17 protein-coding genes are annotated in these 22158 nt (G+C 41.2%); 8 read left to right on the top strand and 9 right to left on the bottom strand.

Going from position 1 to position 22158, the window contains the following annotated elements; all coding sequences use genetic code 11:
- Positions 1-10: 10 nt before the first annotated feature.
- Both ACSQ6I_RS15285 and ACSQ6I_RS15280 read right to left on the bottom strand, forming a co-directional pair.
- The gene (locus ACSQ6I_RS15285; RefSeq protein ID WP_438891158.1) at positions 11-4189 is read right to left on the bottom strand and encodes a PAS domain S-box protein; all 4179 of its coding nucleotides are present in this window, start codon (positions 4187-4189) and stop codon (positions 11-13) included.
- A 760-nt stretch (positions 4190-4949) separates the two neighbouring features.
- Positions 4950-5348, bottom strand: coding sequence for a DUF1830 domain-containing protein (locus ACSQ6I_RS15280; protein ID WP_438891157.1), 399 nt, complete (start codon positions 5346-5348; stop codon positions 4950-4952).
- 531 nt (positions 5349-5879) lie between these two features.
- Between ACSQ6I_RS15280 and ACSQ6I_RS15275 the strand changes: the two genes are divergently transcribed.
- The 3 genes from ACSQ6I_RS15275 (at position 5880) to ACSQ6I_RS15265 (ending at position 9565) form a co-directional block, all read left to right on the top strand.
- Positions 5880-7454, top strand: a complete 1575-nt coding sequence (locus ACSQ6I_RS15275; RefSeq protein ID WP_438891156.1) for a photosystem II high light acclimation radical SAM protein — start codon at positions 5880-5882, stop codon at positions 7452-7454.
- A gap of 78 nt (positions 7455-7532) precedes the next feature.
- The gene (locus ACSQ6I_RS15270; protein WP_438891155.1) at positions 7533-8930 is read left to right on the top strand and encodes a DICT sensory domain-containing protein; all 1398 of its coding nucleotides are present in this window, start codon (positions 7533-7535) and stop codon (positions 8928-8930) included.
- On the top strand, positions 8927-9565 hold the full coding sequence (locus ACSQ6I_RS15265; protein WP_438891154.1) for a pentapeptide repeat-containing protein: 639 nt from the start codon (positions 8927-8929) through the stop codon (positions 9563-9565). The genes ACSQ6I_RS15270 and ACSQ6I_RS15265 overlap by 4 nt, the downstream gene beginning before the upstream one ends.
- 230 nt (positions 9566-9795) lie before the next feature.
- Here the strand turns inward: ACSQ6I_RS15265 and ACSQ6I_RS15260 are convergent, their stop codons facing one another.
- The 3 genes from ACSQ6I_RS15260 to clpS all read right to left on the bottom strand — a co-directional run bounded on the left by ACSQ6I_RS15260 (position 9796) and on the right by clpS (position 11264).
- Complete coding sequence (locus ACSQ6I_RS15260) at positions 9796-10092, bottom strand: hypothetical protein (protein WP_438891153.1); 297 nt, start codon at positions 10090-10092, stop codon at positions 9796-9798.
- The gene (locus ACSQ6I_RS15255; protein ID WP_438891234.1) at positions 10082-10915 is read right to left on the bottom strand and encodes a lysostaphin resistance A-like protein; all 834 of its coding nucleotides are present in this window, start codon (positions 10913-10915) and stop codon (positions 10082-10084) included. The genes ACSQ6I_RS15260 and ACSQ6I_RS15255 overlap by 11 nt, the downstream gene beginning before the upstream one ends.
- A gap of 67 nt (positions 10916-10982) precedes the next feature.
- Entirely contained in the window at positions 10983-11264 is a 282-nt protein-coding gene (gene clpS / locus ACSQ6I_RS15250) for an ATP-dependent Clp protease adapter ClpS (protein WP_015214561.1), read from the bottom strand.
- A 204-nt stretch (positions 11265-11468) separates the two neighbouring features.
- On the opposite strand from clpS, the gene ACSQ6I_RS15245 reads away from it, so the two are divergent.
- A complete protein-coding gene (locus ACSQ6I_RS15245; RefSeq protein WP_438891152.1) occupies positions 11469-11825 on the top strand; it encodes a hypothetical protein in 357 nt (118 codons plus the stop codon).
- 15 nt (positions 11826-11840) lie between these two features.
- On the opposite strand, the gene ACSQ6I_RS15240 is transcribed toward ACSQ6I_RS15245, so the two are convergent.
- Positions 11841-12038, bottom strand: a complete 198-nt coding sequence (locus ACSQ6I_RS15240) for a hypothetical protein (RefSeq protein WP_323311762.1) — start codon at positions 12036-12038, stop codon at positions 11841-11843.
- Positions 12039-12591: 553 nt separating this feature from the next.
- On the opposite strand from ACSQ6I_RS15240, the gene ACSQ6I_RS15235 reads away from it, so the two are divergent.
- The 3 genes from ACSQ6I_RS15235 (at position 12592) to ACSQ6I_RS15225 (ending at position 19081) form a co-directional block, all read left to right on the top strand.
- Positions 12592-15309, top strand: a complete 2718-nt coding sequence (locus ACSQ6I_RS15235) for a TIGR03960 family B12-binding radical SAM protein (RefSeq protein WP_438891151.1) — start codon at positions 12592-12594, stop codon at positions 15307-15309.
- 914 nt (positions 15310-16223) lie between these two features.
- The gene (locus ACSQ6I_RS15230; protein ID WP_438891150.1) at positions 16224-18395 is read left to right on the top strand and encodes an Rne/Rng family ribonuclease; all 2172 of its coding nucleotides are present in this window, start codon (positions 16224-16226) and stop codon (positions 18393-18395) included.
- Positions 18396-18403: 8 nt separating this feature from the next.
- A complete protein-coding gene (locus ACSQ6I_RS15225; RefSeq protein WP_438891149.1) occupies positions 18404-19081 on the top strand; it encodes a ribonuclease HII in 678 nt (225 codons plus the stop codon).
- Positions 19082-19138: 57 nt separating this feature from the next.
- On the opposite strand, the gene ACSQ6I_RS15220 is transcribed toward ACSQ6I_RS15225, so the two are convergent.
- Complete coding sequence (locus tag ACSQ6I_RS15220; RefSeq protein ID WP_438891148.1) at positions 19139-19726, bottom strand: DUF1997 domain-containing protein; 588 nt, start codon at positions 19724-19726, stop codon at positions 19139-19141.
- 116 nt (positions 19727-19842) lie between these two features.
- On the opposite strand from ACSQ6I_RS15220, the gene pheA reads away from it, so the two are divergent.
- The gene (pheA, locus tag ACSQ6I_RS15215; protein WP_438891147.1) at positions 19843-20709 is read left to right on the top strand and encodes a prephenate dehydratase; all 867 of its coding nucleotides are present in this window, start codon (positions 19843-19845) and stop codon (positions 20707-20709) included.
- A gap of 268 nt (positions 20710-20977) precedes the next feature.
- Here the strand turns inward: pheA and ACSQ6I_RS15210 are convergent, their stop codons facing one another.
- Both ACSQ6I_RS15210 and rpsJ read right to left on the bottom strand, forming a co-directional pair.
- A complete protein-coding gene (locus ACSQ6I_RS15210; RefSeq protein WP_438891146.1) occupies positions 20978-21625 on the bottom strand; it encodes an LON peptidase substrate-binding domain-containing protein in 648 nt (215 codons plus the stop codon).
- 203 nt (positions 21626-21828) lie between these two features.
- Positions 21829-22146 (bottom strand): 30S ribosomal protein S10, encoded by a 318-nt coding sequence (gene rpsJ, locus ACSQ6I_RS15205; RefSeq protein ID WP_008232935.1) that lies wholly within the window; start codon positions 22144-22146, stop codon positions 21829-21831.
- Positions 22147-22158 lie beyond the last annotated feature (12 nt).

Here is a 22158-nt window from a genome sequence, read left to right as displayed (position 1 = left end):
AAGTTTTCCTTTAGAGAGAGAAAATTATAGACTGATTACGCCCCAGTTGCTTGGCGCGGTAGAGTGCTTGATCTGCTTGTTCGACCAAGTTTGTTGATAATGTGCCAGAGGTCGGTATCTGGGTAGTAATGCCCTGGCTAATTGTAACTGTATCGCTCACTTCCGAAGCTTGGTGAGGAATTGCTAAATCTTTAATTACAGAATGAATGCGTCGAGCGATCGCGATCGCTCCTTCAATGTCAGTATTAGGTAAAATAACCACAAATTCTTCCCCACCGTAGCGAGCCACTAAATCCGTTGGACAACGCACCACCTGTTGAACCGCTTGAGCGATTTGAATCAGGCATTCATCCCCCATTTGATGACCGTAGGAATCGTTATAGCGTTTAAAATAATCAACATCAAATAATAGTAGAGAAATAGGTTGCTGTTCTCGGTATAGTCGTAGCCATTCTGCCTCTAAGCGATGGTCAAAACAGCGACGATTAGCAATTTGCGTTAACCCATCAATATTGGCCTGTTTTTCGAGTTCTTGATTTGCCAATCGGAGATTATATTCTGCTTCTCGTAAGGCTAATTCTGCTTTTTTGCGTTCGGCTTCAAGCCGCGCCCTTTCGCTCACATCTAAGACAACACCATAAAATGCAATCTCTCCATTTTCCCGCAGTTCTGGTCTAGACCTTGCTTTTATCCACTTGAGTTTTCCTGAAGGGGTGATAATGCGCCACTCATAGTTAAAAGGAGACATAGTTTCCAGACTGTGAGCCACTGCTTCCTGATAGCGATCGCTATCATCAGGATGAAACTGCTCAAAACAGAGGTTGGGATTTTCCAGTACCTGCTCAACAGTAACTTCATGAATGTCCTCAAAAGCATGACTCATATATTCATAGTACCAAGAACCGTCCAACCGCCTAACCGCAATATAAATTACTCCTGGAGAAGATGCAGAAATCTCTTTTAATTTCTTTTCGCTTTCAAGTAAAGCTAATTCTACTTGTTTGCGAGCAGTAATATCTTGGGATGTGCCTAAAGTTTGCTTTACCCTACCATCTTCAGTTCTAGAAAACACCATATCTCGACTATAAAGCCAATGCCATTGACCTTGAATATCCCGAACGCGATACTCTATTTCCACAAACTCATGATCTTGCAGACTATAAGTTTGTTGCATGAGCTGATAGACCAGATTTAGATCGTCTGGATGACAAATGATGGAAAACAACTTAGCTCCCATTTCCTGAACTGCTGCGGCTGAATAGCCCAATGTTTCTGCAACAGAACGATTCATGTAAACATTACGCTGTTCAATGTGGTCATAAATATAAAGTAGATTTGGCGTTAGCTGTGTAATCTTTTCAATAAAATGCTGGCTCTCCTTCAGTTTATCTTCTGCTTGTTTGCGCTCAGTAATATCTTGAGTTGTGCCAAACAGCCGAACAACTTGTCCTTGAGCATTAATTTCAGCCTTGCCTCTACCTTCGGTATACCGAAAAGAGCCATCTACATTCACAACTCTCAGTTCTAATTGATAGGATTCTCCTGTCAAGAGCGACCTTTCAACCGCCTGGTGTAGCTGTTCAGCATCTTCGGGATGGTAAAGCCGCAGATTTTCTTCATAGGTAGGTTCACCCAGTGTCCGGTCACGTCCCAAAATCTGGAATAGTTCAGTAGACCAAGTAATTTTACCCGTGGTTACTTCATACTCCCAATTGCCAATGTGGGCAACCTGCTGGGCTTCTGACAACATGGCTTCACTCTTCTGCAAAGCTTCTTCAGTTTGTTTACGCTTAGTGATATTAAGCAAAACGCCATGCCACGCAGTATCTCCATTCTGTCGCAATTCATAACGAGAATTTGCTTGTACCCACTTCAGTTTGCCGGAAGGTGTAATTATTCGCCACTCATAAAAAAATGGCTCTAAATTTTTGGCACTAAGAGCAGCAGTAGCCTCATATCCATCCCGGTCATCAGGATGAATTTGTGCAAAATAAAGACCAGGGGTTTCTAAAATTTCTTCTGGTTCTAATTCTAATAGATATCGACAACCCAAGCTGATGTATTCAAAAGTAAAAGATTTATCAGAATGCTGAACAAGGGTGTACATTGTTCCAGGGATGTTAGACGCTAATGTTGCTAATAAATTCTGGCTATACTGTAATGCGTCCTCCATGTACTTGCGTTCAGTGATGTCGTATAAAACGCAATGTGTTTTCACAAATTGACCGTCTGGTTCGCATTGAACACGAGCTTCGAGCAGAACGACTATCTCGCCACCATCCCTTCTTTTTAGGTACAATTCTGCATTTGCCTTTTTATTACTTGTGAGATATGCAAATGCTTCTGAGAAATAGGGTTGTGTCTTCAGTGACCAAAATTCGCCAAAACTCCTACCAATGAGTTCTGTTTGGGTGTATCCCAATAAGTCACATAATTGCGAGTTGAGATCAATAAAACATCCCTGTGCGTCGAGGGACTGATAAGCAATGGGGGAGTTTTCAAACAAGCTCCTAAATCGGTGTTCGCTTTCTAATAAGGTTTGTTCAGCTTGTTTGCGTAAACGCAACTCCTTGTAGAGATCGCTGACATCTTTCATTACGCCAATGATGCAATCTTGCCCATCTAATGATTCCACCCTAGCTGACATCAGAACGGTCTTAATTTGGTTTGAATAAGTGCGAATCTCTGTTTGAAAATTTAGGAGACTTCCTTCATTCATTAGAGTTTGTCGGAAGTGATACGAATCTTCCAGATTTACCCAAATTCCTAATTCTACACAGGTTTTACCGACGATGTTTTCTTGAGTATCTCCCCAAAACTGGCAAAAATTTTCATTAACATTCACACATATTCCTTCCCCTAAGGTGAAAATCCAAACGGGGTTAGGAGTGGTATGAAAAATAGTCGAAAATTTGGTTTCCGATTCCTGAAAGGCTTGTTTGACTTGAGCAAACATCTGGTTAAATGATGTTGCTAAAACCTTCAATTCTGCTATGGCTATATCTTCAGATAAAGAATTTTGCCATTCTCCCTTGGCCATAGCTTGACCTAATCGCAAAATAGGTTGAGAAATCCAGTATGCGGTGAGGCTACCCATGACAATAGCAACCATCAGCGCCAAGCCACAAAGTAGAATAGTTCTGCGGGCATTAGCATGAATTTCTGTCATAAATTCCCTTTCGGGAATCACTGTCACCACAAGCCAATTTAAGCCATAGGAATCGCGGTAGGGTCTAACTTTGACAAAGGCTTTTTGTTCTAGAGCAAGACGGAGAATTTGTGGCTGAGAAATGTCTTGTAAACCGCCAAATCGTTGTATTAAATCTCGCGTCACGTCACGGATGACAGGTTCACGGCTATTCAAGGCTTTTAGTCGTGTAGCTTTACTATTCATGATGGTAACTGGGGATTGATCTTCCGAACTGGCAACAATTAACCCTGATTGCTCAATGATAAAAATATAACCGGATCTCCTTGCATTCAGCGTTTTCAGAAATCGACTGATTTGTGAGAGTTCCAAATCAATACCGAGTACACCTAGCAAATTTTTCTGCGCGTTATAAACGGGAGTGCTGGCGGAAATGCTGATATGATCAGGTAAATCTCCCCAAGTATAAATGGAACTCCAGATCGGCTTACCAGCTTTGACAGCATCTAAGTACCAGGCAGCATTATTCGTTTGCGGGTTTTTAATCGTAGCCACTAACTTGAGCCGATTACCCTGATCATCTACTGAGTAGGAGCGGATTTTGCTGAGATCAGATATAGAAATTTCTCCAATTCCCAAATTATTATCCAGTCCATAACCAGCACCAATAAATCCTCCCTCTTTACTGCCGAAATTAATGTATGCAAAATTGAACGATCGCACCTGACGATAAAAATATTTGCCTAAAGCGTTAAAATCATTCAAGTCTAAGATTCCCGACTCAAAGGCATCTACATTGGTGTGGTTGATTTCCTGGGCTTTGCCCAAATAACTATCTAGATGTTGATCAATGCGATCGCTCACTTCCGTCATTAATTGATTTGCCAACTTCTCTACAGCCCCCTCTCCACTCCGGTAAGACAAATAACCTACCAGTGTCACCACTCCTACGGTTTGCACAACAAACGGCACAATCAACAAGGTTCTGAGCGGTACTTTGGTAAATATTTTAGTGAACCAGTTAGCGGCAGTATTATTCATATTCCAATGGCTATTTAACAACAGCCAAAAAGCTCATAATTGCTCACATTTATTCAATGAATATAGAGATGTTCCTGTTTCAGGTCTCTTAAAATCAAGGGACACTATGTTCGGGTTTGACTGTAAAATACATAGAATTTACGCAAAAACTTTCCCAAAATCTGATTCCTCCGTGTTCTCTGCGTTTTCCGCAGTTTGATATTCCGTCACTCGTGCGTAAGCCCTAATACAATCATGCGACATATTCGGAGAAAATTATAGGTTGATTACGCTCTTGTTGTTTGGTACGGTAAAGAGCCTAATCGTCTCGATTCATCAATCTGCTTGATGATAGTTCGGAAGTAGGTATCAAGAGGACAAAAACCAAGGTTAACTGTGACTGAATCACTTAACTCAGAAACTGGGGGGAATGCTTAATACTTGAATAGCAGTGTGAATAAGTTCGGCAACTGCGATCGCTTCACTCTCTTTTCTACGCTCATCTACGGAAAAATACGTGAGTGCCAAGCGTTGAAAATAATCAACATCGAATATATAGTAATAGCAAAAATAAGGTTTCTTCTAGTTGCTGTTCTCGGTGTAGACATCCATTTCACGAAAATCCTGATACAAATCATTGGGTTGTAATTCTTTCCCTCTGCGGCCTATTGGTATTAGATTTAAAGTGAAACGGTATTACAGCTATTCCGATTGTAAGCAATAAGCATCAATAAAAAAGGCTGCTGAACTCAGCAACCCTAAAAATTGAGAAAAATTTTTTTCAATCAACCGATGCTAATCCTAAGATTTGTAAGGGCTTTGTAGTATCTCCAACTTTTGTATTTATGGAAGAACCCATCGAAGTGGTATTTATCGGTTTTTTTTCTTCTAAAGAATCTGTATCATCACATCCATTGCTAGTAGGTTCACTGATGGCTAGGCGATCGCACGGTATTGTATCCGATAAAATTGAACTTGCCATCATTCCCGTATGAATCTCCATCTGAGCTTCTTTCGGGGCTTCAAAAACTAGCCGTTGTCCAGGAAACACAACCCTTTCAAAGTACCAGTTAGGAATATTGGAGATGCGAGCCACCTGCATTTTACTTGTGGCATTGACGTAGCAGCAGAGAAACTTCCCCGATTGCTCCGGTGGTAGAGGATCTAATATTTGAGCCATAACTGCTGAGGAGCTTTTACGCCACAATTCTACATTACATAGGCAAAACTAACATCGCCCGATCCCCAGTTGCTGTAACTCCGACTACCAACTGGAATTTTCTGCATTATTTCTATCTAAAGTTATGTCTTTATTTATAGAAATTTCCTGACCATATCTCATTTTTTCAAATTTATCATCCCCAGACTTTCCAGGCTACTCCTTACTCCCTAACCCCTTCTCCCTGTTCCCTTATCATCTATCTCCAGAATTACAGAGGAAAAACATCGCTTAATGAATAGAGTCAATGTTATGGTAAAGCTATATGAAATTTTTCCTCATAAAGTCTATCTCTCTGTATAATTTCACATAATTTTATGCACAGTAGTTTTAGCTTTTTGCACTTTTACTAACATCAAGTTTTTCAATATCAATAATTTGCTCAAATGTCAAGCAAAATCTTGGTAATTTCAGTAAACTAAAAAAACAGTTTAAAACAGATGTTTCTATAGGTTTCACCTAAAAAATCGGCAAGATGGAAGTTAAAACATTATGACGGAAAACCGCATTCTTTACGTTCGCCTTCCCTGTAACCCCATCTTTCCCATTGGGGTTGTTTATCTTTCTGATCACGTCCACAAGCTGTTTCCCAACATCGAACAGCGGATTTTTGATTTAGGCACAGTACCACCTTTAGATTATGCTACTGCCCTAGATACCTGTATTGATGAATTTAAACCCACACTCCTAGTCTTTTCTTGGCGCGATATTCAAATATATGCTCCAGTAGGTGGACGCGGTGGAAACCCACTGCAAAACGCCTTTGAATTTTACTATGCCAAAAACCCGCTCACCAAATTACGTGGGGCATTAGGCGGTTTACGCATTTTCATTGCCTATTATGTAGAGTTGTGGCGCAACTTAGGTTTAGTTAAACGTGGTTTAGCTCGCGCCCAAAAATATCACTCTCAAGCACGTGTAGTTTTAGGTGGTGGTGCAGTCAGCGTATTTTATCAACAGTTGGGCAAAAGCTTACCGCAAGGAACAATCATCTCTGTCGGTGAAGGAGAAACCTTGCTGACCAAATTCTTAGGTGGCCAAGAGTTTCGAGATGAACGTTGCTATGTAGTGGGAGAAAATCAACCACGAGAACGTCTGATCCACGAACAACCCACACCCTTAGAAAAAACAGCTTGTAACTATGACTACATAGAAAATATCTGGCCGGAATTTAATTATTACCTGCAAGATCGAGATTTCTATGTCGGTGTACAAACCAAGCGTGGTTGTCCTCATAACTGCTGTTACTGCGTTTACACTGTTGTTGAAGGCAAACAGGTACGCATTAACCCTGCCGATGAAGTTGTGGCCGAGATGCGCCAATTATATAATCGCGGCATTCGCAACTTCTGGTTTACTGATGCTCAATTTATCCCTGCACGCAAATATATCGACGATGCTATAGAACTATTACAAAAGATTGTCGATTCTGGGATGACAGATATAAACTGGGCAGCATACATCAGAGCAGACAACTTAACTCCAGAGTTGTGTGACTTGATGGCAAAAACAGGGATGAACTACTTTGAAATCGGTATTACTAGCGGTTCTCAAGAGTTGGTGCGAAAAATGCGGATGGGGTATAATCTGCGGACTGTCTTGCAAAACTGTCGTGATTTAAAAGCCGCTGGTTTCAATGACTTGGTTTCCGTCAATTACTCTTTTAATGTCATTGACGAACGTCATGAAACCATTCGCCAAACGATCGCTTATCACCGGGAACTGGAACGGATTTTCGGTGCTGATAAAGTAGAGCCTGCCATTTTCTTTATTGGACTACAACCTCATACCCATTTAGAAGAATATGCCTTTAAAGAAGGTATCCTCAAACCAGGGTATGATCCAATGAGTTTGATGCCCTGGACAGCTAAAAAACTTCTGTGGAACCCTGAACCACTAGGTTCATTTTTCGGAGAAGTCTGTTTACAAGCTTGGCGACGCAACCCCAACGACTTCGGACGTGAAGTTATGAATATCTTAGAAGAAAAACTAGGGTGTGCTGAGTTAGAAACAGCACTTTCAGCGCCAATTGAAACTAAAGAGAAACATCTGGCAGGCGTATCATAGAAAACAAGGGAGTACGGGAAATGATTGAATTTTCACTTGTCCCCCTCCCATCATCTGCGATTATCTTCACCAAAATTCATGCTAGAAGGTTCAATTCTCCAAAAATTAGAAGTAGCTCATCGTCATAGTAACAGGCCAATTCATTTTGGTGTGTACTACAAGAATACCCTCGTCTCGCTGTGTCATGCGCTGGAAGACCATATTTTAACTGATGATGGTGCGCCTTTAGTAATAACAGCGTTTCAACAAGGTAAATGGTATTTGCAGGAAGCTAATAGATACGCAGATATTGCCAAGCGCAGCCGTGAAATTGCGATTATGGCTTCTGCTGATGCGGGTTTTGCAGAACATCCTACGAGTCAGTTACCCAATGTTGATTTAGTAGCTATAGCCGCAGGTGATCCTGTAGAGCAGGAATGGCATTTGATTATTTTATCACCTGAATACACAGCAATGGTAATTTGTCAAGAATTATCTGATGCTGATTATGGAATCGGTGGTTTACCAGGATCAGATTTAGAACGTAAATTTTATGGTTTGTGGACATTTGAACCAGAGTTAGTCAGTGAAACAGCAGAAATAGCGATCGCTCACATTCAAAAATACAACCCAGAATTAGCAACCAAACTCAGCACCCATAAACAAGCGATTCAAGCTTCTATCACCCCACCAAAAGACCTAAGTGCAGTTGTTTCCCGCGTCGTCGATTACCTACAAGCAGGACAAGAAAAATTAACCCTCCCCGCAGCCCTGCAACAAAAAGCCCTAGATCGCAACTTGGTTTCTAACGAAATCCAGGCATTTTTGCGGATGGCGCAATTAATGGATTTAGCGAATATCAGCAACCCCAAAGCCGCAGCAGAAGTCGTGGCACTTTCGGAAACAATCGGTCAGTTGTTAGATTTACCAGCATGGCAAATTAAGAGATTGCGCCTAGCAGGGTTATTACACCGCATAGATCCACTACAAAATGCTGAAAGCATCCTCGTTCGCAGCACATCCACCAGCTACCAAGAAAATGCTCCCAGTTGTCCCCTAACCTGTCCCCTAATCCCAGGAGTACAAGTATTACGGACAATGCCACGATTGCGAGCAGTTGCCCAAATTATCACTCACCAAACTGAGTGGTGGAACGGAACAGGAGAACCAGCCGGTTTAGTTGGAGATGAAATCCCCCTAGAATCGAGAATTTTAGCATTAGCATCAGATTTTCAGTCGCGAGTCAATCAGCAAAAATACTCAGATAAAAGCGGAGAAGATATATTTGCTCAAGCTTTAGATGAGTGCAGACTGCAACAATCTACCCGCTTCGACCCTAAACTTGTAGATACCCTAACTTTATTAGTCATGGGTTTACAACAGGGACTTGACTTACCCCTAATGATAGCTAAAGTCAGTAGTGGTATGTGGTTACTTGATTCACGATGGGACAGCCATAGCAAAAGTAGTGAGGAGATTAGTAATTACAGCAAATGAATATTGAAGCCATTAGATTAGGAAAAATCAAACAACTCCCAGGAGTAGATTTAGAAGACGAGGAACTATCCCAAATAGATTTAAGCCGCGTCAACTTAGCCGGTGCAACCCTAGTTGGTACTAACTTTACTAGTTCTAAACTCGAAGGCGCACATTTTGAAGGTGCGAATTTGATGGGCGCTAACCTCCAAGAAACTGACTTGCGGGCTAACCTCATGGGAGCAAATTTGATGCAAGCAGACTTAAGCAGTGCTGATATGCGGGGTAGCAATTTGCGGGGTGCTAACTTGATGGGTGCAACACTCAGCGATGTTACTTTGGCTGGTGCTTTCTTAAGTGGTGCTAATTTAATGAGTGTGAACTTACAAGGTGTTGACTTACGAAGTGCTGAATTACGCGGTGCAAACCTCACAGGGGCAAATCTTAAAGGTGCAGATTTAAGCCGGGCTGATTTACAAGGGGCATTATTAAGTGAAGCCAATCTCGAAGAAGCAGACTTGCGGGGTGCAAACCTGGCAGGAGCGAATTTAACAGGGGCTAACTTACTTTGTGCAGAGTTAGAAGCTGCAAATTTGAACGGAGTTAATTTAGATCGGGCTTGTTTGGTAGGTACAATTCTGGAAGCGGTTTCTTGATCCTTCTTTTTGCTTATGAATGATATATCACGTTGGCAAGAATGGCTGACTGTATTCTCATATATAGGGATTACTGTATTTATTATTTGGCGTGTTTTTACGACACCCAATAAATAGAAAAATCTGATGATACCATTTCACTAAAAGAATGATATTTGTAACTTATCTTCGCTACCCTTTTTTAAGGGGGTTTGCGGGGATATATTATGTTTGTTCAAATTTTTCCATGATTACTTCTGAAAAAAACTACAAATCATCTCACCAGGACTATTCTCTTTAAATTGAGTAAGAGTCTTATCTTTATTAACCTTAAACTTAGCATGACAATTGTAAATTTCAACAGGTGTTTTTACACCGTCTACACTTACAGCAGCCCGATATTCCCAATATTTTTTTGCACTGCGTTTAATACTAAGAATGCAAATTTCATGTCCATTATAATGCCGACAGACATTAGCCAAAGCTGGAGATGTGCAAGAAACAGAAAATATTAATAACAGTAAAATAACAAGATATCTAATCATCATGAAATTTAGTACTTCTCCCTCGCATCCACCAAGCCATTCCACCCATAAATAACACCCCCATTACTCCCTGTAAAGGATTATTATTCACACCTGTCACCCAGTCAGGAACTACCCCTGAATGTTTTGTTAATTCTCCTACATTAATAATGTAATAACCCCAAACTAAACCACTATGTAAACCAATAGGTAAACCCAAACGGCCTCGACACCAACTTTTTGCCCATACTTGCGTTAATCCTAATAATACCAAAGCGGGAAATTGTGGCAAAGTATGAATAATAGCTTCTAAGGGTTTAATAAAATGGGCGACAGCAAATAAAATAGCATCTATCCAAGTTGCTAAACTTAAACTATAGTCTCTTTTTAGCTCATCCAATAACCAACCGCGAAATAATAATTCCTCTGCAAAACCAACACCGAACCCAACTAGTAAACCTTCTAAAACTATTTTCAATAAAAAAACTTTGGGTTGTTGCCATACCAACCAACCTAACAAACCCTGTACACCAAATACAATCAAAATATTAATTAATCCAATAGCCAAGCCTTGAACAAAATTTACGCCGTTTTGGCGTGAAAACTCTAAACCATAATGAGTTAATATCTGAGGCTGTTGATAGACTCGTTGTCCCCATAGCTTGACCAAAAAAATAAACTGCACATAAAGTAGCACCATTGTCAAGATACTTTCTAAATTAGTATCTTCCACGAATAAATATATCGGTGCTGCTAAAGGTAGCCATAATAACAACAAAGCCAGAATGAAACAACCCAGTCTGGCAAGGACGGGGTACTGGGCTAGTTGGTCTAGATTAATTTTCATCATGGATTAGTCAAATATCATTCAGTCAACACTATACTGCTAATGACCAATGACTCATGACCAATTACTATTCATCAGGTTCAATGGTGCTACTCAATCCATGACTTTTTAATGTTTCGCAATAGAACTCTGCGGGTTCCTGAGCGCAAGTAATAACTAAAGCTAACCCATTACTATGAGCTTCCATCATGATGCTCACAGCTTGAGGCTGGGTAATACTCGGCACAGTTGTCATTAGTACTTGAACCACATACTCCATAGAGTTGTAGTCGTCGTTATGGAGCAAAACGCGATACTGAGGCGCGAGCTTGCGGGATGTGGAACGCTTCTCAATGGTTTCGACTGACACTACTCTTTGCTCTTTTATACTTGATTTACTACAATACGGTTTCTGTTGAGCTTCTGCTTAACAGTTGTTTACTTAATCTTATAACATTTCTGTTTCAATTCCAGGCAAAAAATTTTTGCTGTCTGGCTGTTGCTGGCGCTGAAGACTATACAACTTCAAGCATTATCATAATACTACACTAGTATTACTTTTAAAATTAAGAAAATGGATATTAGCCCTAACTTTCAACCGGGACAGATTGTTTCTTTAAATTATAGTGACAGAAATCTTTATGCTGAAGTCGTTCAAGTTGTAATTTCTCGTGATTTGTGCTGGGTGCGTCCTTTGCTTTTGGCTAACTTTAGCCACGAAACACCACTAATCACCGATTTGCGAGATGCATCTGACTTATTGTGGCCTATCAAGTTATTTCAGGCGGCACTGGATACAGAAGTCATTGGTCTATTGAGTCAACTTTTACCCAAGGAAGCAAAAGCCGACGTTAATACAGTTGCTCAACAGCAACTCAATCAGTTTATTCACCAACTTTGGCAAGCCTCCCAGAATGGTAAAGAATTGTGAATTTATCAAGAGTGATTATCCCCACTGGGGGACTAACTGAACTCGACCTGCATCCATCTCTGCCATTAATAATTCTAGGGCTTCATAATCAACGTCGGATATGTAACCCAGTTGCGTCAGTTCTGAGTTGATCTCATTTTCTATTTCTGGCGTTAATTTTTTTATGTGCAACGCTCTCTCTACTAATTGACGAATTGCGTATTGTGTGCTCATAAAGAATAAACCAACTGTAATTGTTATCTATTATCTAAGATAAACCTCGGTATAAAAAGTGATCCAAACATCCAGAATTGAGTGATCTAGATCACGAGAAAGTTGGAGATACACAGTTTTTTTACCCTGCCTTTTGCTATTAGTGAAGATCAAAATTTGGGAGAACATTTGGGGGTATTTTTGCTTAAATCCTGTAATTTATAGCTATAGTAAGGTCTATCATCATAGCTACAGATGGTTAATCTGTCTTTTGGCTGTCTATGTTGATTGTTTTTTAACTCAAACAAAAAAAATGTATATATCAATACAATTTATAGTATAAATATGACAATCTTTAAACAAAAAGAGTCAACCAATAAAGATTCAGCAAAGAAACTTCAGGCATATAGTCAATTTAGCTAAAACAGTTTATGTTCAAATAAACCTAAGTTCTGAAAAACATAGGTGACAGTGAAACAGTTCTCATTCACCATGATAAATTACGTTGAAAGACCGAATCAATGCTAAGTTAAAGGTGGTTAGCTGTAATTTAAGGTAGCTAGAAGATAGCAAAGTGGCTGTTTTAGTTGAGCAATTAATAACACCGGATATTTTAAAACCTGCCCGTTACCTCGGTAACGAGCGTTTAGCAGTACACAAGCCTTGGGATACGGCAACTATACGCTGGGTGTTAACTTACCCAGAAGTATATGAGGTTGGTGCATCTAATTTGGGACATATCATTCTTTATAATATTTTGAATGCCCAACCAAATCAGTTGTGCGATCGCGCTTATTTACCAGGGCCAGATTTAGCAGCAAAACTCCGCACCACCCAGACACCCTTGTTTGCGGTAGAGTCCAAACGCTGGCTGACAGAATTCGACGTTTTAGGCTTTAGTCTCAGTTATGAATTAGGTGCAACCAACATCCTGGAAATGTTGGACTTAGCAGGAATTCCTCTGACATGGAGAGAGAGGGAGGAGGTAGGAGGCAGGGAGCAGGGGGCAGGGAGCAGGGGGCAAGAGAAAGATAAAGATTCCTCCCCATTTCCTTTGATTTTCGCTGGTGGACAAACTGCAACATCTAACCCGGAACCTTACGCTGATTTCTTTGATTTTATTGCTTTGGGGGATGGTGAAGAACTGTTACCAGAAATTGGCTTGGTATTAGCAGAAGGGAAAAAAGCTCTTTTGAGTCGAGAAGAACTCTTGCTAGACTTGGCGCAAATTCCTGGGGTGTATGTGCCTCGGTTTTATGAAATGGGAGAAGGTGGTGCGGTATATCCCCTGCGTCCAGATGTACCAAAACGCATTCTCCGCAGAGTAGCAACGCCGATTCCTGCTTATTCTATTGGGTTAGTTCCCTACGTCGAAACAGTACATGATCGCTTGACAATAGAAATTCGGCGCGGTTGTACTCGTGGCTGTCGCTTTTGTCAACCAGGAATGTTGACTCGTCCTGCACGAGATGTAGAACCGGATCAGGTTGTAGAAGCAATTGAAGCAGGAATGCGGGCGACAGGTTACAATGAGTTTTCCCTGCTTTCCCTCAGTTGTTCTGATTATTTAGCCCTCCCTGCTGTGGGGATGGAAATCAAAAATAGATTAAAAAATGAAAATATTTCCCTGACTTTACCCAGTCAGAGAGTAGACAGATTTGATGAGAATATTGCTAATATTCTTGGAGGTACGCGACAAGGCAGCTTGACTTTTGCGCCTGAAGCCGGAACCCAACGGATGCGGGACATCGTGAATAAGGGCTTGACAAATGAAGAATTATTGCGAGGAATAAAAACAGCTTGGGACAAAGGCTGGGATAAAATCAAGTTGTATTTTATGATTGGTTTACCCGGCGAAACAGATACTGATGTTTTGGGTATTGCCGAAACGGTAAGATGGTTACAGCAAGAATGTTGGGCTAAAGGCAGAAGATCAATTAATTTTAATTTGACGATTTCTAATTTTACGCCCAAGCCACACACACCATTTCAATGGCACTCGGTTTCTACCTCTGAGTTTAAGCGCAAGCAAAGTTTACTGCGACAAGAATTCCGACGAATGCGGGGAGTAAAGGTGAATTTCACTGATTTCCGCCTTTCAGCAATGGAAGACTTTATAGGTCGGGGCGATCGCTCTTTAGCAAAAGTATTGCGTCGGGCTTGGGAATTGGGTGCAGGGATGGATTCTTGGTATGAAAACGTAGAACAGGCTTTTAAAGCTTGGGAAAATGCGATTGCTGAAGCTGGACTAGACTGGAAATACCGCCTAGTTGAAAATGGCGAATGGAATCTCTTTGCTGTAGGGAACGGGGAAGCAGGGGAAAAAATCCTCACTCAGGACTCAAAACTCAGCACTCAGCACTCTTCACTCGGTACTCTTCACCCGGTACTCGATACTCCTTTACCTTGGGATCATATTGATACAGGGATTGATAAAAAGTGGCTCCAAGAAGACTTACAACGCGCTCTAGAAGCGGCAATTGTTCCCGATTGTTCTTTTGAAGGTTGTTCTCATTGTGGTGTCTGCGGCACTGATTTCGGTCATAATATCGTTATCAAACCTCCAGAAATTCCGGCATTTGTGGGCGAGTTTGTCCCAAATACCACCAAAGCACAACGTCTGCGGGTTTGGTTTGGTAAACAAGGTGATATGGCTTTAGTAAGTCATCTTGACTTAATGCGTCTGTTTGATAGAGTGATGCGAAGAGCCGGTTTACCAGTGTCTTTTACCGGTGGGTTTCATCCAGGCCCCCGCATTTCCCTGACAAGCGCCTTAGCATTGGGTGCTACCAGTAGCGGTGAAATTGTGGATTTTGAATTAACTCAACCAATGAATGTGGAAAGTTTTCGTGAACAACTGCTGACGCAACTGCCCACAGACATACCCATATATAATGTGGAAGAGATAGATTTGAAATCTCCAGCAGCTAACCAAGTGATGGAAGCAGCAGAGTATTTGCTCACTGTGTCTACTATTGGGAAAGTAACATCAACACAATGGCAAGACTGGATTTCTGCTATTCAAGCCAAAGACGAGATTTTGTCAGACCATACAACTAAATCAGGCAAACACCAAATTATAAATCTGCGCGATCGCTTATTTGAGATAGAGTTAGTATCAGCCCACAACTCGAAATCTGAGTCAAAAGCCGTCTTGCGTTATTTGGGTAGCTGTCGTCCTGACGGTGTGATATTGCGTCCTGAACAAATCTTGACTATACTAGAAATAGTGGCTAGTGCAGAATTTCACCTCCTGCATATCCACCGTAATCGGCTAGTTTTAGCAATATAATTCCTCAAGGGTAACTTGCTAGTAGTTATTCAGAATGAGCATAATCATTAGGAATTGAAATTTAGCTAACAAGTAGAAGCCTCTCACCCACCCGCAAAGCAGGTGATGAGATGTAGTTTTCTTACCGTAGGGTATACAAGTGAGGTGACGACAGCCCTCTAAACCAAATGCCGTAGGCGAGAGATAGAGGGCATGGAGGAAACGAACAAATCAGCGTATACTAGAAATAACTTCAAACAAAGCCGTAAATGCTGGTTTGAAATTAAATAGCACTTACTTTGATCAATCTAAAGAACTGTGAGACACACGGTCTTAAAGCTCAGTTAATGTCTTCAAAAAAGAGTCGCACAGATGCCCACACTTGCCTGAAAGGGAATAATGCGTGGAGTATGTCACCAAGGTTGCGTTAAAATGAAGTGAAGAGAAATTTTCTGGCGCTGCATTATTGAATGACCTGGTTCATTACCCTGATATCCAGGGAGCGAAAGCCAAGATATTAGTAGAGTGCAAATTCTAGGATTGTATCCCAGACAAACTAAGGCATATTAAAGAACACTCTCTATAGCTAAGAAAGTGAATCAGTTACGAACAATAGCTCTGTGCCTGATCTCTAAACACTATGCTTTTTTCAACACCTGCTGAATACTAATACCCTAGATGGTAAAGGTATAGCATCAGAAATCAACCACGGACGGTTGATTTAATTACTTAAAACATATGCACTCGTTCTGGAATAATCAGGCGTGTAAACGCAATTACGTTTTTAATAGCTTCCAATTATGGGAAGCTCTTTCAAAGAAAGGAATTTTTATTACCAGTAGCACCTTGTAAGGCTGCCAGTAGGGGCTAGAGGTATAACAGAGAGCTTCCTTCTCATCCCCACCCTTGGTGCTGCTAATTTTTGAGGAACTTGAATGCCAAAACAAATTATTATCGCAGAGCAGCATCAAATTGCTGCCGTATTTTCTGAAGATCAAATCCAAGAACTTGTTGTTGCCACTGGTCATCACCAAATTGGCGATATCTACTTAGGCGTAGTAGAAAATGTGTTACCAGGGATAGACGCAGCTTTTGTAAATATTGGTGATCCAGAACGCAACGGTTTTATTCACGTCACCGATTTAGGTCCATTGAAACTTAAGCGTAGTGCCGCAGCTATTACCGAACTGCTCACACCACAGCAAAAAGTCTTAGTGCAAGTGATGAAAGAGCCAACGGGAACAAAAGGCCCAAGGCTCACAGGTAACATTACCCTACCTGGACGTTACGTAGTGCTAATGCCCTATGGTAGAGGTGTAAATTTATCTCGGCGAATTAAGAGTGAAAGTGAGCGCAACCGCCTACGCGCCCTGGCAATTTTAATCAAACCTGCGGGTATGGGTGTACTGGTACGAACAGAAGCCGAAGGTAAGCCAGAAGAAGCAATTATTGAAGACTTAGAATTGCTGCAAAGGCAATGGGAAGTAATCCAGCAAGAAGCGCAATCTACCCGTCCACCAGCATTATTGAATCGAGATGATGACTTTATCCAGCGCGTATTGCGGGATATGTATGGCGCTGATGTGAATAGAATTGTCGTTGATTCCAGTACTGGATTGCGACGAGTCAAGCAATATTTACAAAACTGGAGTGGAGGTCAAACACCACAAGGTGTGCTAATTGATCACCATCGCGATCGCTCTCCCATCTTAGAATACTTCCGCATCAGTGCCGCTATTCGTGAAGCACTCAAACCTAGAGTAGACTTACCTTCTGGAGGCTATATCATTATTGAGCCAACAGAGGCATTAACAGTAATAGATGTTAACTCAGGTTCCTTCACGCGATCAGCAACAGCTAGAGAAACCGTTTTGTGGACAAACTGCGAAGCAGCAACAGAAATTGCTCGTCAGTTACGGTTGCGGAATATTGCAGGTGTCATCGTTGTTGACTTCATTGATATGGAATCACGGCGCGATCAACTACAAGTCTTAGAACACTTTAACAAAGCCCTCAAAGCTGATAAAGCCCGTCCGCAGATTGCCCAATTGACCGAACTAGGTTTAGTAGAACTAACCCGCAAACGCCAAGGTCAAAATATTTATGAATTGTTTGGAGAAACTTGTCCCACCTGTGGCGGTTTAGGACATACCCTCCGCTTACCAGGAGAAATAGAAAACCGATTACCAATCCCAGCAGCAGACATACAAGACCGATTTGCACCCCTGCCTCAAAGAGAACCACGTATGCCATCTGCCCGGATACAAGAACCACGGGAAAGCTATGATGGATTTGGGGAAGGATTTGAAGGTGACTCTGAATTGAGTCCTACCCATCTGATCAACCACCCCAGTTATCAAGAAATGGGTGATAATAAACGTCGTACCCGCACCCGTCGTAGTCGAATTGGGATGAATGGGATTAACGGCAAAGATGAATCCCGGTTAGGAACTCCATTGGCTTTTGTGAATGAGGCGGATTTAGACTTGGATACTGACGGTGAACTAACCCACACACCAGAAATGCCATCTCTTCTATCCGAGACACGACGCGTTAGCGAAGCTCCTCTTAAAGATGCACGAGATGGACTGCGAACACCCACTCTTGGCAAATCTGGCTGGAATGAGAGAACAGAACGCACCAAAGTTAAAATAGATCCAGTTAAACCTGTGGTAGAACCTCCACAGATTGTTTCTGTAGAAATGACCCTCCAGGAACAAGATATGTTTGCTTTGATGGGAATTTCTCCTGGTGTGAAGTTAGAGCAAGAGGTTAGGAATCCCAAATCTGTGATTTTTAACATTATTCAACCTGGACAAACACCAATACCAACAACTGAATCGACTGAATCAACATCAGAATCAACCTTTTCTGAAAGAACAAATTCTGAAGTTACTAAAGTCAAAATGCCTACACCAAAAATTGAGCTAGAAGAACCATATTTTCCTAAACCAACAATTGAACCACCGCTGGAAGATTATAAAGAAACGGGATTTGAGTCTTTCACAGAAGAGGAAGAAATAAATAACGCTTCCATTTCCAATCGCCGTCGTCGCCGTCGTTCTTCAGCAGTAGATGGAGGTATTTCTAGCCTGGAGGAAAGTTAACGGCTTTTATGTTAGACACAGAGCCAACATCTGCGCCAACATCTCCATCTGTTGACTCAACCGCACCCTTAGACAAATTAAGTTGGCTGGAGTTGTCCACCTACTTAGATGCTCATGGGTTGGTTGCAGGTGTAGATGAAGTGGGACGAGGTGCGTTATTTGGGCCTGTAGTAGCGGCAACAGTGGTGTTACCCGCAGACGCTTTGCCAAAACTAATGGCAGCTAAAATTAAAGACAGCAAAAAGTTGTCTGCTTCCCGAAGAACGCAGCTGGCGCAGCAAATTGGTGTGCTGGCTTTAGACTGGAAAATTGGTTATGCTTCCACAGCAGAAATTGACAAGCTAAATATTTTGCAAGCAACGCTGTTAGCAATGAAACGGGCTGTACTGAAGCTAAAAGTACAGCCTACAATTTGCTTGGTTGATGGCAATCAGTTGGTAAAGGATTTATTGATACCACAACAAACTATCGTTAAGGGAGATGAGCGATCGCTTAACATTGCGGCTGCAAGTATCATGGCCAAGGTTTGGCGTGATGATTTGGTGCTACGTTTAGCATCTAAGTATCCCATGTATGACTTAGAGCATAACAAAGGTTATGGGAGCCAGCGACATTTGCTGGCTCTGCAACAATACGGTCCATCACCCCTACATCGTCTATCTTTCCGTCCTTGCCAACTTAAGTAATGAGTACCGAGTACCGAGTACCGAGTATTGAGTATTGAGTATTGAGTGAATAGAAAGTTAATCGAAGTTCAGGATTGATAGCTCAGGATTATCACCGCTAATTTTAATTATTTCTGTTTGTGATATTACCCAATTACGATAATCAGTTAGAAGATGGTGTAATAATCTTTGCTTAATTGTCAACAATACACTTTTGAGTAATCCATTACCTGTAGTCTCTAAAATCGGCTTTGGAGTTAGAGAAAATGGTTGAGGAATATCCACTAGTACTTCTAGGTCAGCTTTTCCTTGCAGACGAGTCTCACCACTTAGCTGGTAAGGTGATAAATAACCTTTTAAATTGAGTGCAAAGCGTTGGTTAACATACTCAAAACCCAGGATTTCACAACCGAGCGATCGCAAATAAATCGTTCCTTGGGAATCAGCCCAAACTCTCATGTCTACAGTGGGTTGAATACTCAATGACATAAAAGCTAAAGGACGCATTTTTAAGCGAAATACTTCCTCGGAAATCTGTTGAATCCGGGTGTTGTCAGCCAAACTCTTGACAAGACGTTGAGGCTGACGCAAGTAATGCTGAATAGGAATAGGCTGCTTGGGGACAGCAATTTCGACCGATTGGGAGGCAGTAAACTTAGTAGCCATAAGCAAATTAAAGCATTGTTTTCTAATTTTAATATTTTTTAATAAACTTAATTTGTTTAGAAAAAACTATAACCTTGTTTAATTATCAATCAAATTTGTAACTAAAGGCTAAAAGTATGAATTTAGCGATGATCGCACATTTGGGGCCTCCTGGAACTTATTCCGAACAAGCCGCTTTTTTTTATCTCAACTGGCTGCAAAAAAATCAGGGAATTGAAGCCAACTTATCCCCTTATGCAACTATTGCCCAATCACTACAAGCCGTTGCTACGGGAGCATCCCAGTTAGCTGTTGTCCCTGTGGAAAATTCCATTGAAGGTAGTGTGAGTATGACATTAGATCAACTGTGGCAATTGGACAGTTTAAAAATTAAATTGGCTTTAATTCTGCCTATCTCCCATACTTTAATTTCCTGTGCAACTAGCTTAGAGAGTATTCAAACTGTTTATTCTCATCCCCAAGCTTTAGCGCAATGTCAAAGATGGTTAGCGCAGTGCCTACCAAATGTAAATTTGATTCCTACTAACTCCACCACCGAGGCACTAGAGCGAATCAAACAGGAGATCACAACTGCAACAATATCATCTAGTAGAGCAGCACAACTTTACAACCTGCCCATTTTAGCCAGTGGTATTAACGACTATCCAGAAAACTGTACCCGCTTTTGGGTGGTAAGTCAGGCTGAAAGCGATGCTGATTACCAGACATTTTCTACCAGTCATACTTCCCTAGCTTTCAGCGTACCTGCTAATATACCAGGCGCTCTAGTTAAAGCTTTGCAAGTATTTGCTCAACTAGATATCAATCTCAGTCGAATTGAGTCTCGTCCCACGAAACGCTCTTTAGGAGAATACTTATTTTTCATTGATATAGAAGCAAATTCTGATACAGCATCAATGCAAGCCGCTTTGGCTGAATTAAATAATTATACAGAAATTCTAAAGATTTTTGGCAGCTATAATGTCTTACCAATTAGCCATTAACACTGAAACTGTATGACTCAAAATTAAGTCTAAGTTTTGTGGGGTGGGCAGGGATCTCACAAGGGTATGTATTTTACATTCTCGTGAGGGCAAGACTTGGGTGACAAGGTGACAAGGGAGGAAAACCGTACAGAAATACTCCGTTAAAAGACTATTGTGCGTATAAAATCTTCCTTGTCTACGTTCCCTCCTTGTCTTCCCAGTCCTGCCTTCACAGATCAAAAAACCTACCCTTGTGAGGGCAGGGATACCCACCCAAATCTGTCAATTATGAATTATTAAACGTATCTTTTAGCACAGAACGTGCTGCTAGATGATTACGAGTAGAAGTCAAAATTTCTGCTTCTCGTTCTAAGCGAGCCACAGTATCCTGTATTTCTAGCAATGCTTGCTGCTCTGGAGCTACACCATAAAGGTTACTTGCTACCCAGTAAGATAGCTCTGTTGGTAAATCAGGCAAATCTTCTGGCAATTCAATATCTTTTTCGGTTAACTTGGCAGAAAGACGAACAACATCGACCAGTAGCTGTTCTACCTCAGTAGCTAAAGGTCGTAAATCCTTAGATGGTGGATAGTCTTCAATCCACTCTACTAAACCCACACGATAGGGCTTTTCACGTACATACTCTAAAACACGAAACCGTTGCTGTCCCAAAGTTAACATTTCCATGCGGTCATCAGGCATTCGTTGGTAATGAATAATTTCCGCGCAGCAACCTACATTAGCTATTGTGCCTTTGACTGGATCGACCATCAAGACTCCAAACCTGCGATCGCTCTCCAAAATCGTGTTCATCATGATTCTGTAGCGAAATTCAAAGATATGTAGGGGTAATGGTCTAGTAGGAAATAGAACCACTTCAGGTAACGGGAACAGAGGTAATTCACGAACTGCAATTTTAGAAGAGGATGTCATTGTTAGTTAAGTATAAATTTCATCTTAAAAAATTTATTTTCCCCTATTTTTCCCGTGCTTTTTTTATATTTTATCATTTGTTTTACAGCTAAATAAAAAGCCCTGAGACAAATTTCTTCAGGGCTAAGTTATCAATAATACTAATTGAGTCTCTAAACATTTGTGATTGGTCATTTTTCCTAGTGCTAATGACCAATGACTAGTTACAGTTTTACTTCGATATCTACACCAGATGGTAAATCCAACTTCATCAGCGCATCAATAGTTTTAGAAGAAGGTTGATAAATGTCAATAATGCGACGATGGGTGCGGGTTTCAAAATGTTCGCGGGAATCCTTATCGACGTGAGGCGATCTCAGTACGCAATATATCCTACGTTTGGTTGGTAAAGGAATCGGACCTATAGCTGTAGCGTTAGTACGGTTAGCAGTGTCTACAATCTTCTCGCAAGATGTATCCAATAAACGTCGGTCAAAAGCCTGTAAGCGAATTCTAATCTTTTGCTGCTGTAAAGTTGCCATCTTGAGTTTTCC

Origin of the sequence: Anabaena sp. WFMT (assembly GCF_051781005.1) — a bacterium.
Classification (GTDB): Bacteria; Cyanobacteriota; Cyanobacteriia; order Cyanobacteriales; family Nostocaceae; genus Anabaena.
This window is presented reverse-complemented; position numbering and strand designations above follow the sequence as displayed.

Coding starts and splice junctions, on each gene's coding strand:
- ACSQ6I_RS15285 (WP_438891158.1), bottom strand. CDS start 4,189: ATGAATAATACTGCCGCTAACTGGTTCACTAAAATATTTACCAAAGTA.
- ACSQ6I_RS15280 (WP_438891157.1), bottom strand. CDS start 5,348: ATGGCTCAAATATTAGATCCTCTACCACCGGAGCAATCGGGGAAGTTT.
- ACSQ6I_RS15275 (WP_438891156.1), top strand. CDS start 5,880: ATGACGGAAAACCGCATTCTTTACGTTCGCCTTCCCTGTAACCCCATC.
- ACSQ6I_RS15270 (WP_438891155.1), top strand. CDS start 7,533: ATGCTAGAAGGTTCAATTCTCCAAAAATTAGAAGTAGCTCATCGTCAT.
- ACSQ6I_RS15265 (WP_438891154.1), top strand. CDS start 8,927: ATGAATATTGAAGCCATTAGATTAGGAAAAATCAAACAACTCCCAGGA.
- ACSQ6I_RS15260 (WP_438891153.1), bottom strand. CDS start 10,092: ATGATGATTAGATATCTTGTTATTTTACTGTTATTAATATTTTCTGTT.
- ACSQ6I_RS15255 (WP_438891234.1), bottom strand. CDS start 10,915: ATGAAAATTAATCTAGACCAACTAGCCCAGTACCCCGTCCTTGCCAGA.
- ACSQ6I_RS15245 (WP_438891152.1), top strand. CDS start 11,469: ATGGATATTAGCCCTAACTTTCAACCGGGACAGATTGTTTCTTTAAAT.
- ACSQ6I_RS15240 (WP_323311762.1), bottom strand. CDS start 12,038: ATGAGCACACAATACGCAATTCGTCAATTAGTAGAGAGAGCGTTGCAC.
- ACSQ6I_RS15230 (WP_438891150.1), top strand. CDS start 16,224: ATGCCAAAACAAATTATTATCGCAGAGCAGCATCAAATTGCTGCCGTA.
- ACSQ6I_RS15225 (WP_438891149.1), top strand. CDS start 18,404: ATGTTAGACACAGAGCCAACATCTGCGCCAACATCTCCATCTGTTGAC.
- ACSQ6I_RS15220 (WP_438891148.1), bottom strand. CDS start 19,726: ATGGCTACTAAGTTTACTGCCTCCCAATCGGTCGAAATTGCTGTCCCC.
- pheA (WP_438891147.1), top strand. CDS start 19,843: ATGAATTTAGCGATGATCGCACATTTGGGGCCTCCTGGAACTTATTCC.
- ACSQ6I_RS15210 (WP_438891146.1), bottom strand. CDS start 21,625: ATGACATCCTCTTCTAAAATTGCAGTTCGTGAATTACCTCTGTTCCCG.
- rpsJ (WP_008232935.1), bottom strand. CDS start 22,146: ATGGCAACTTTACAGCAGCAAAAGATTAGAATTCGCTTACAGGCTTTT.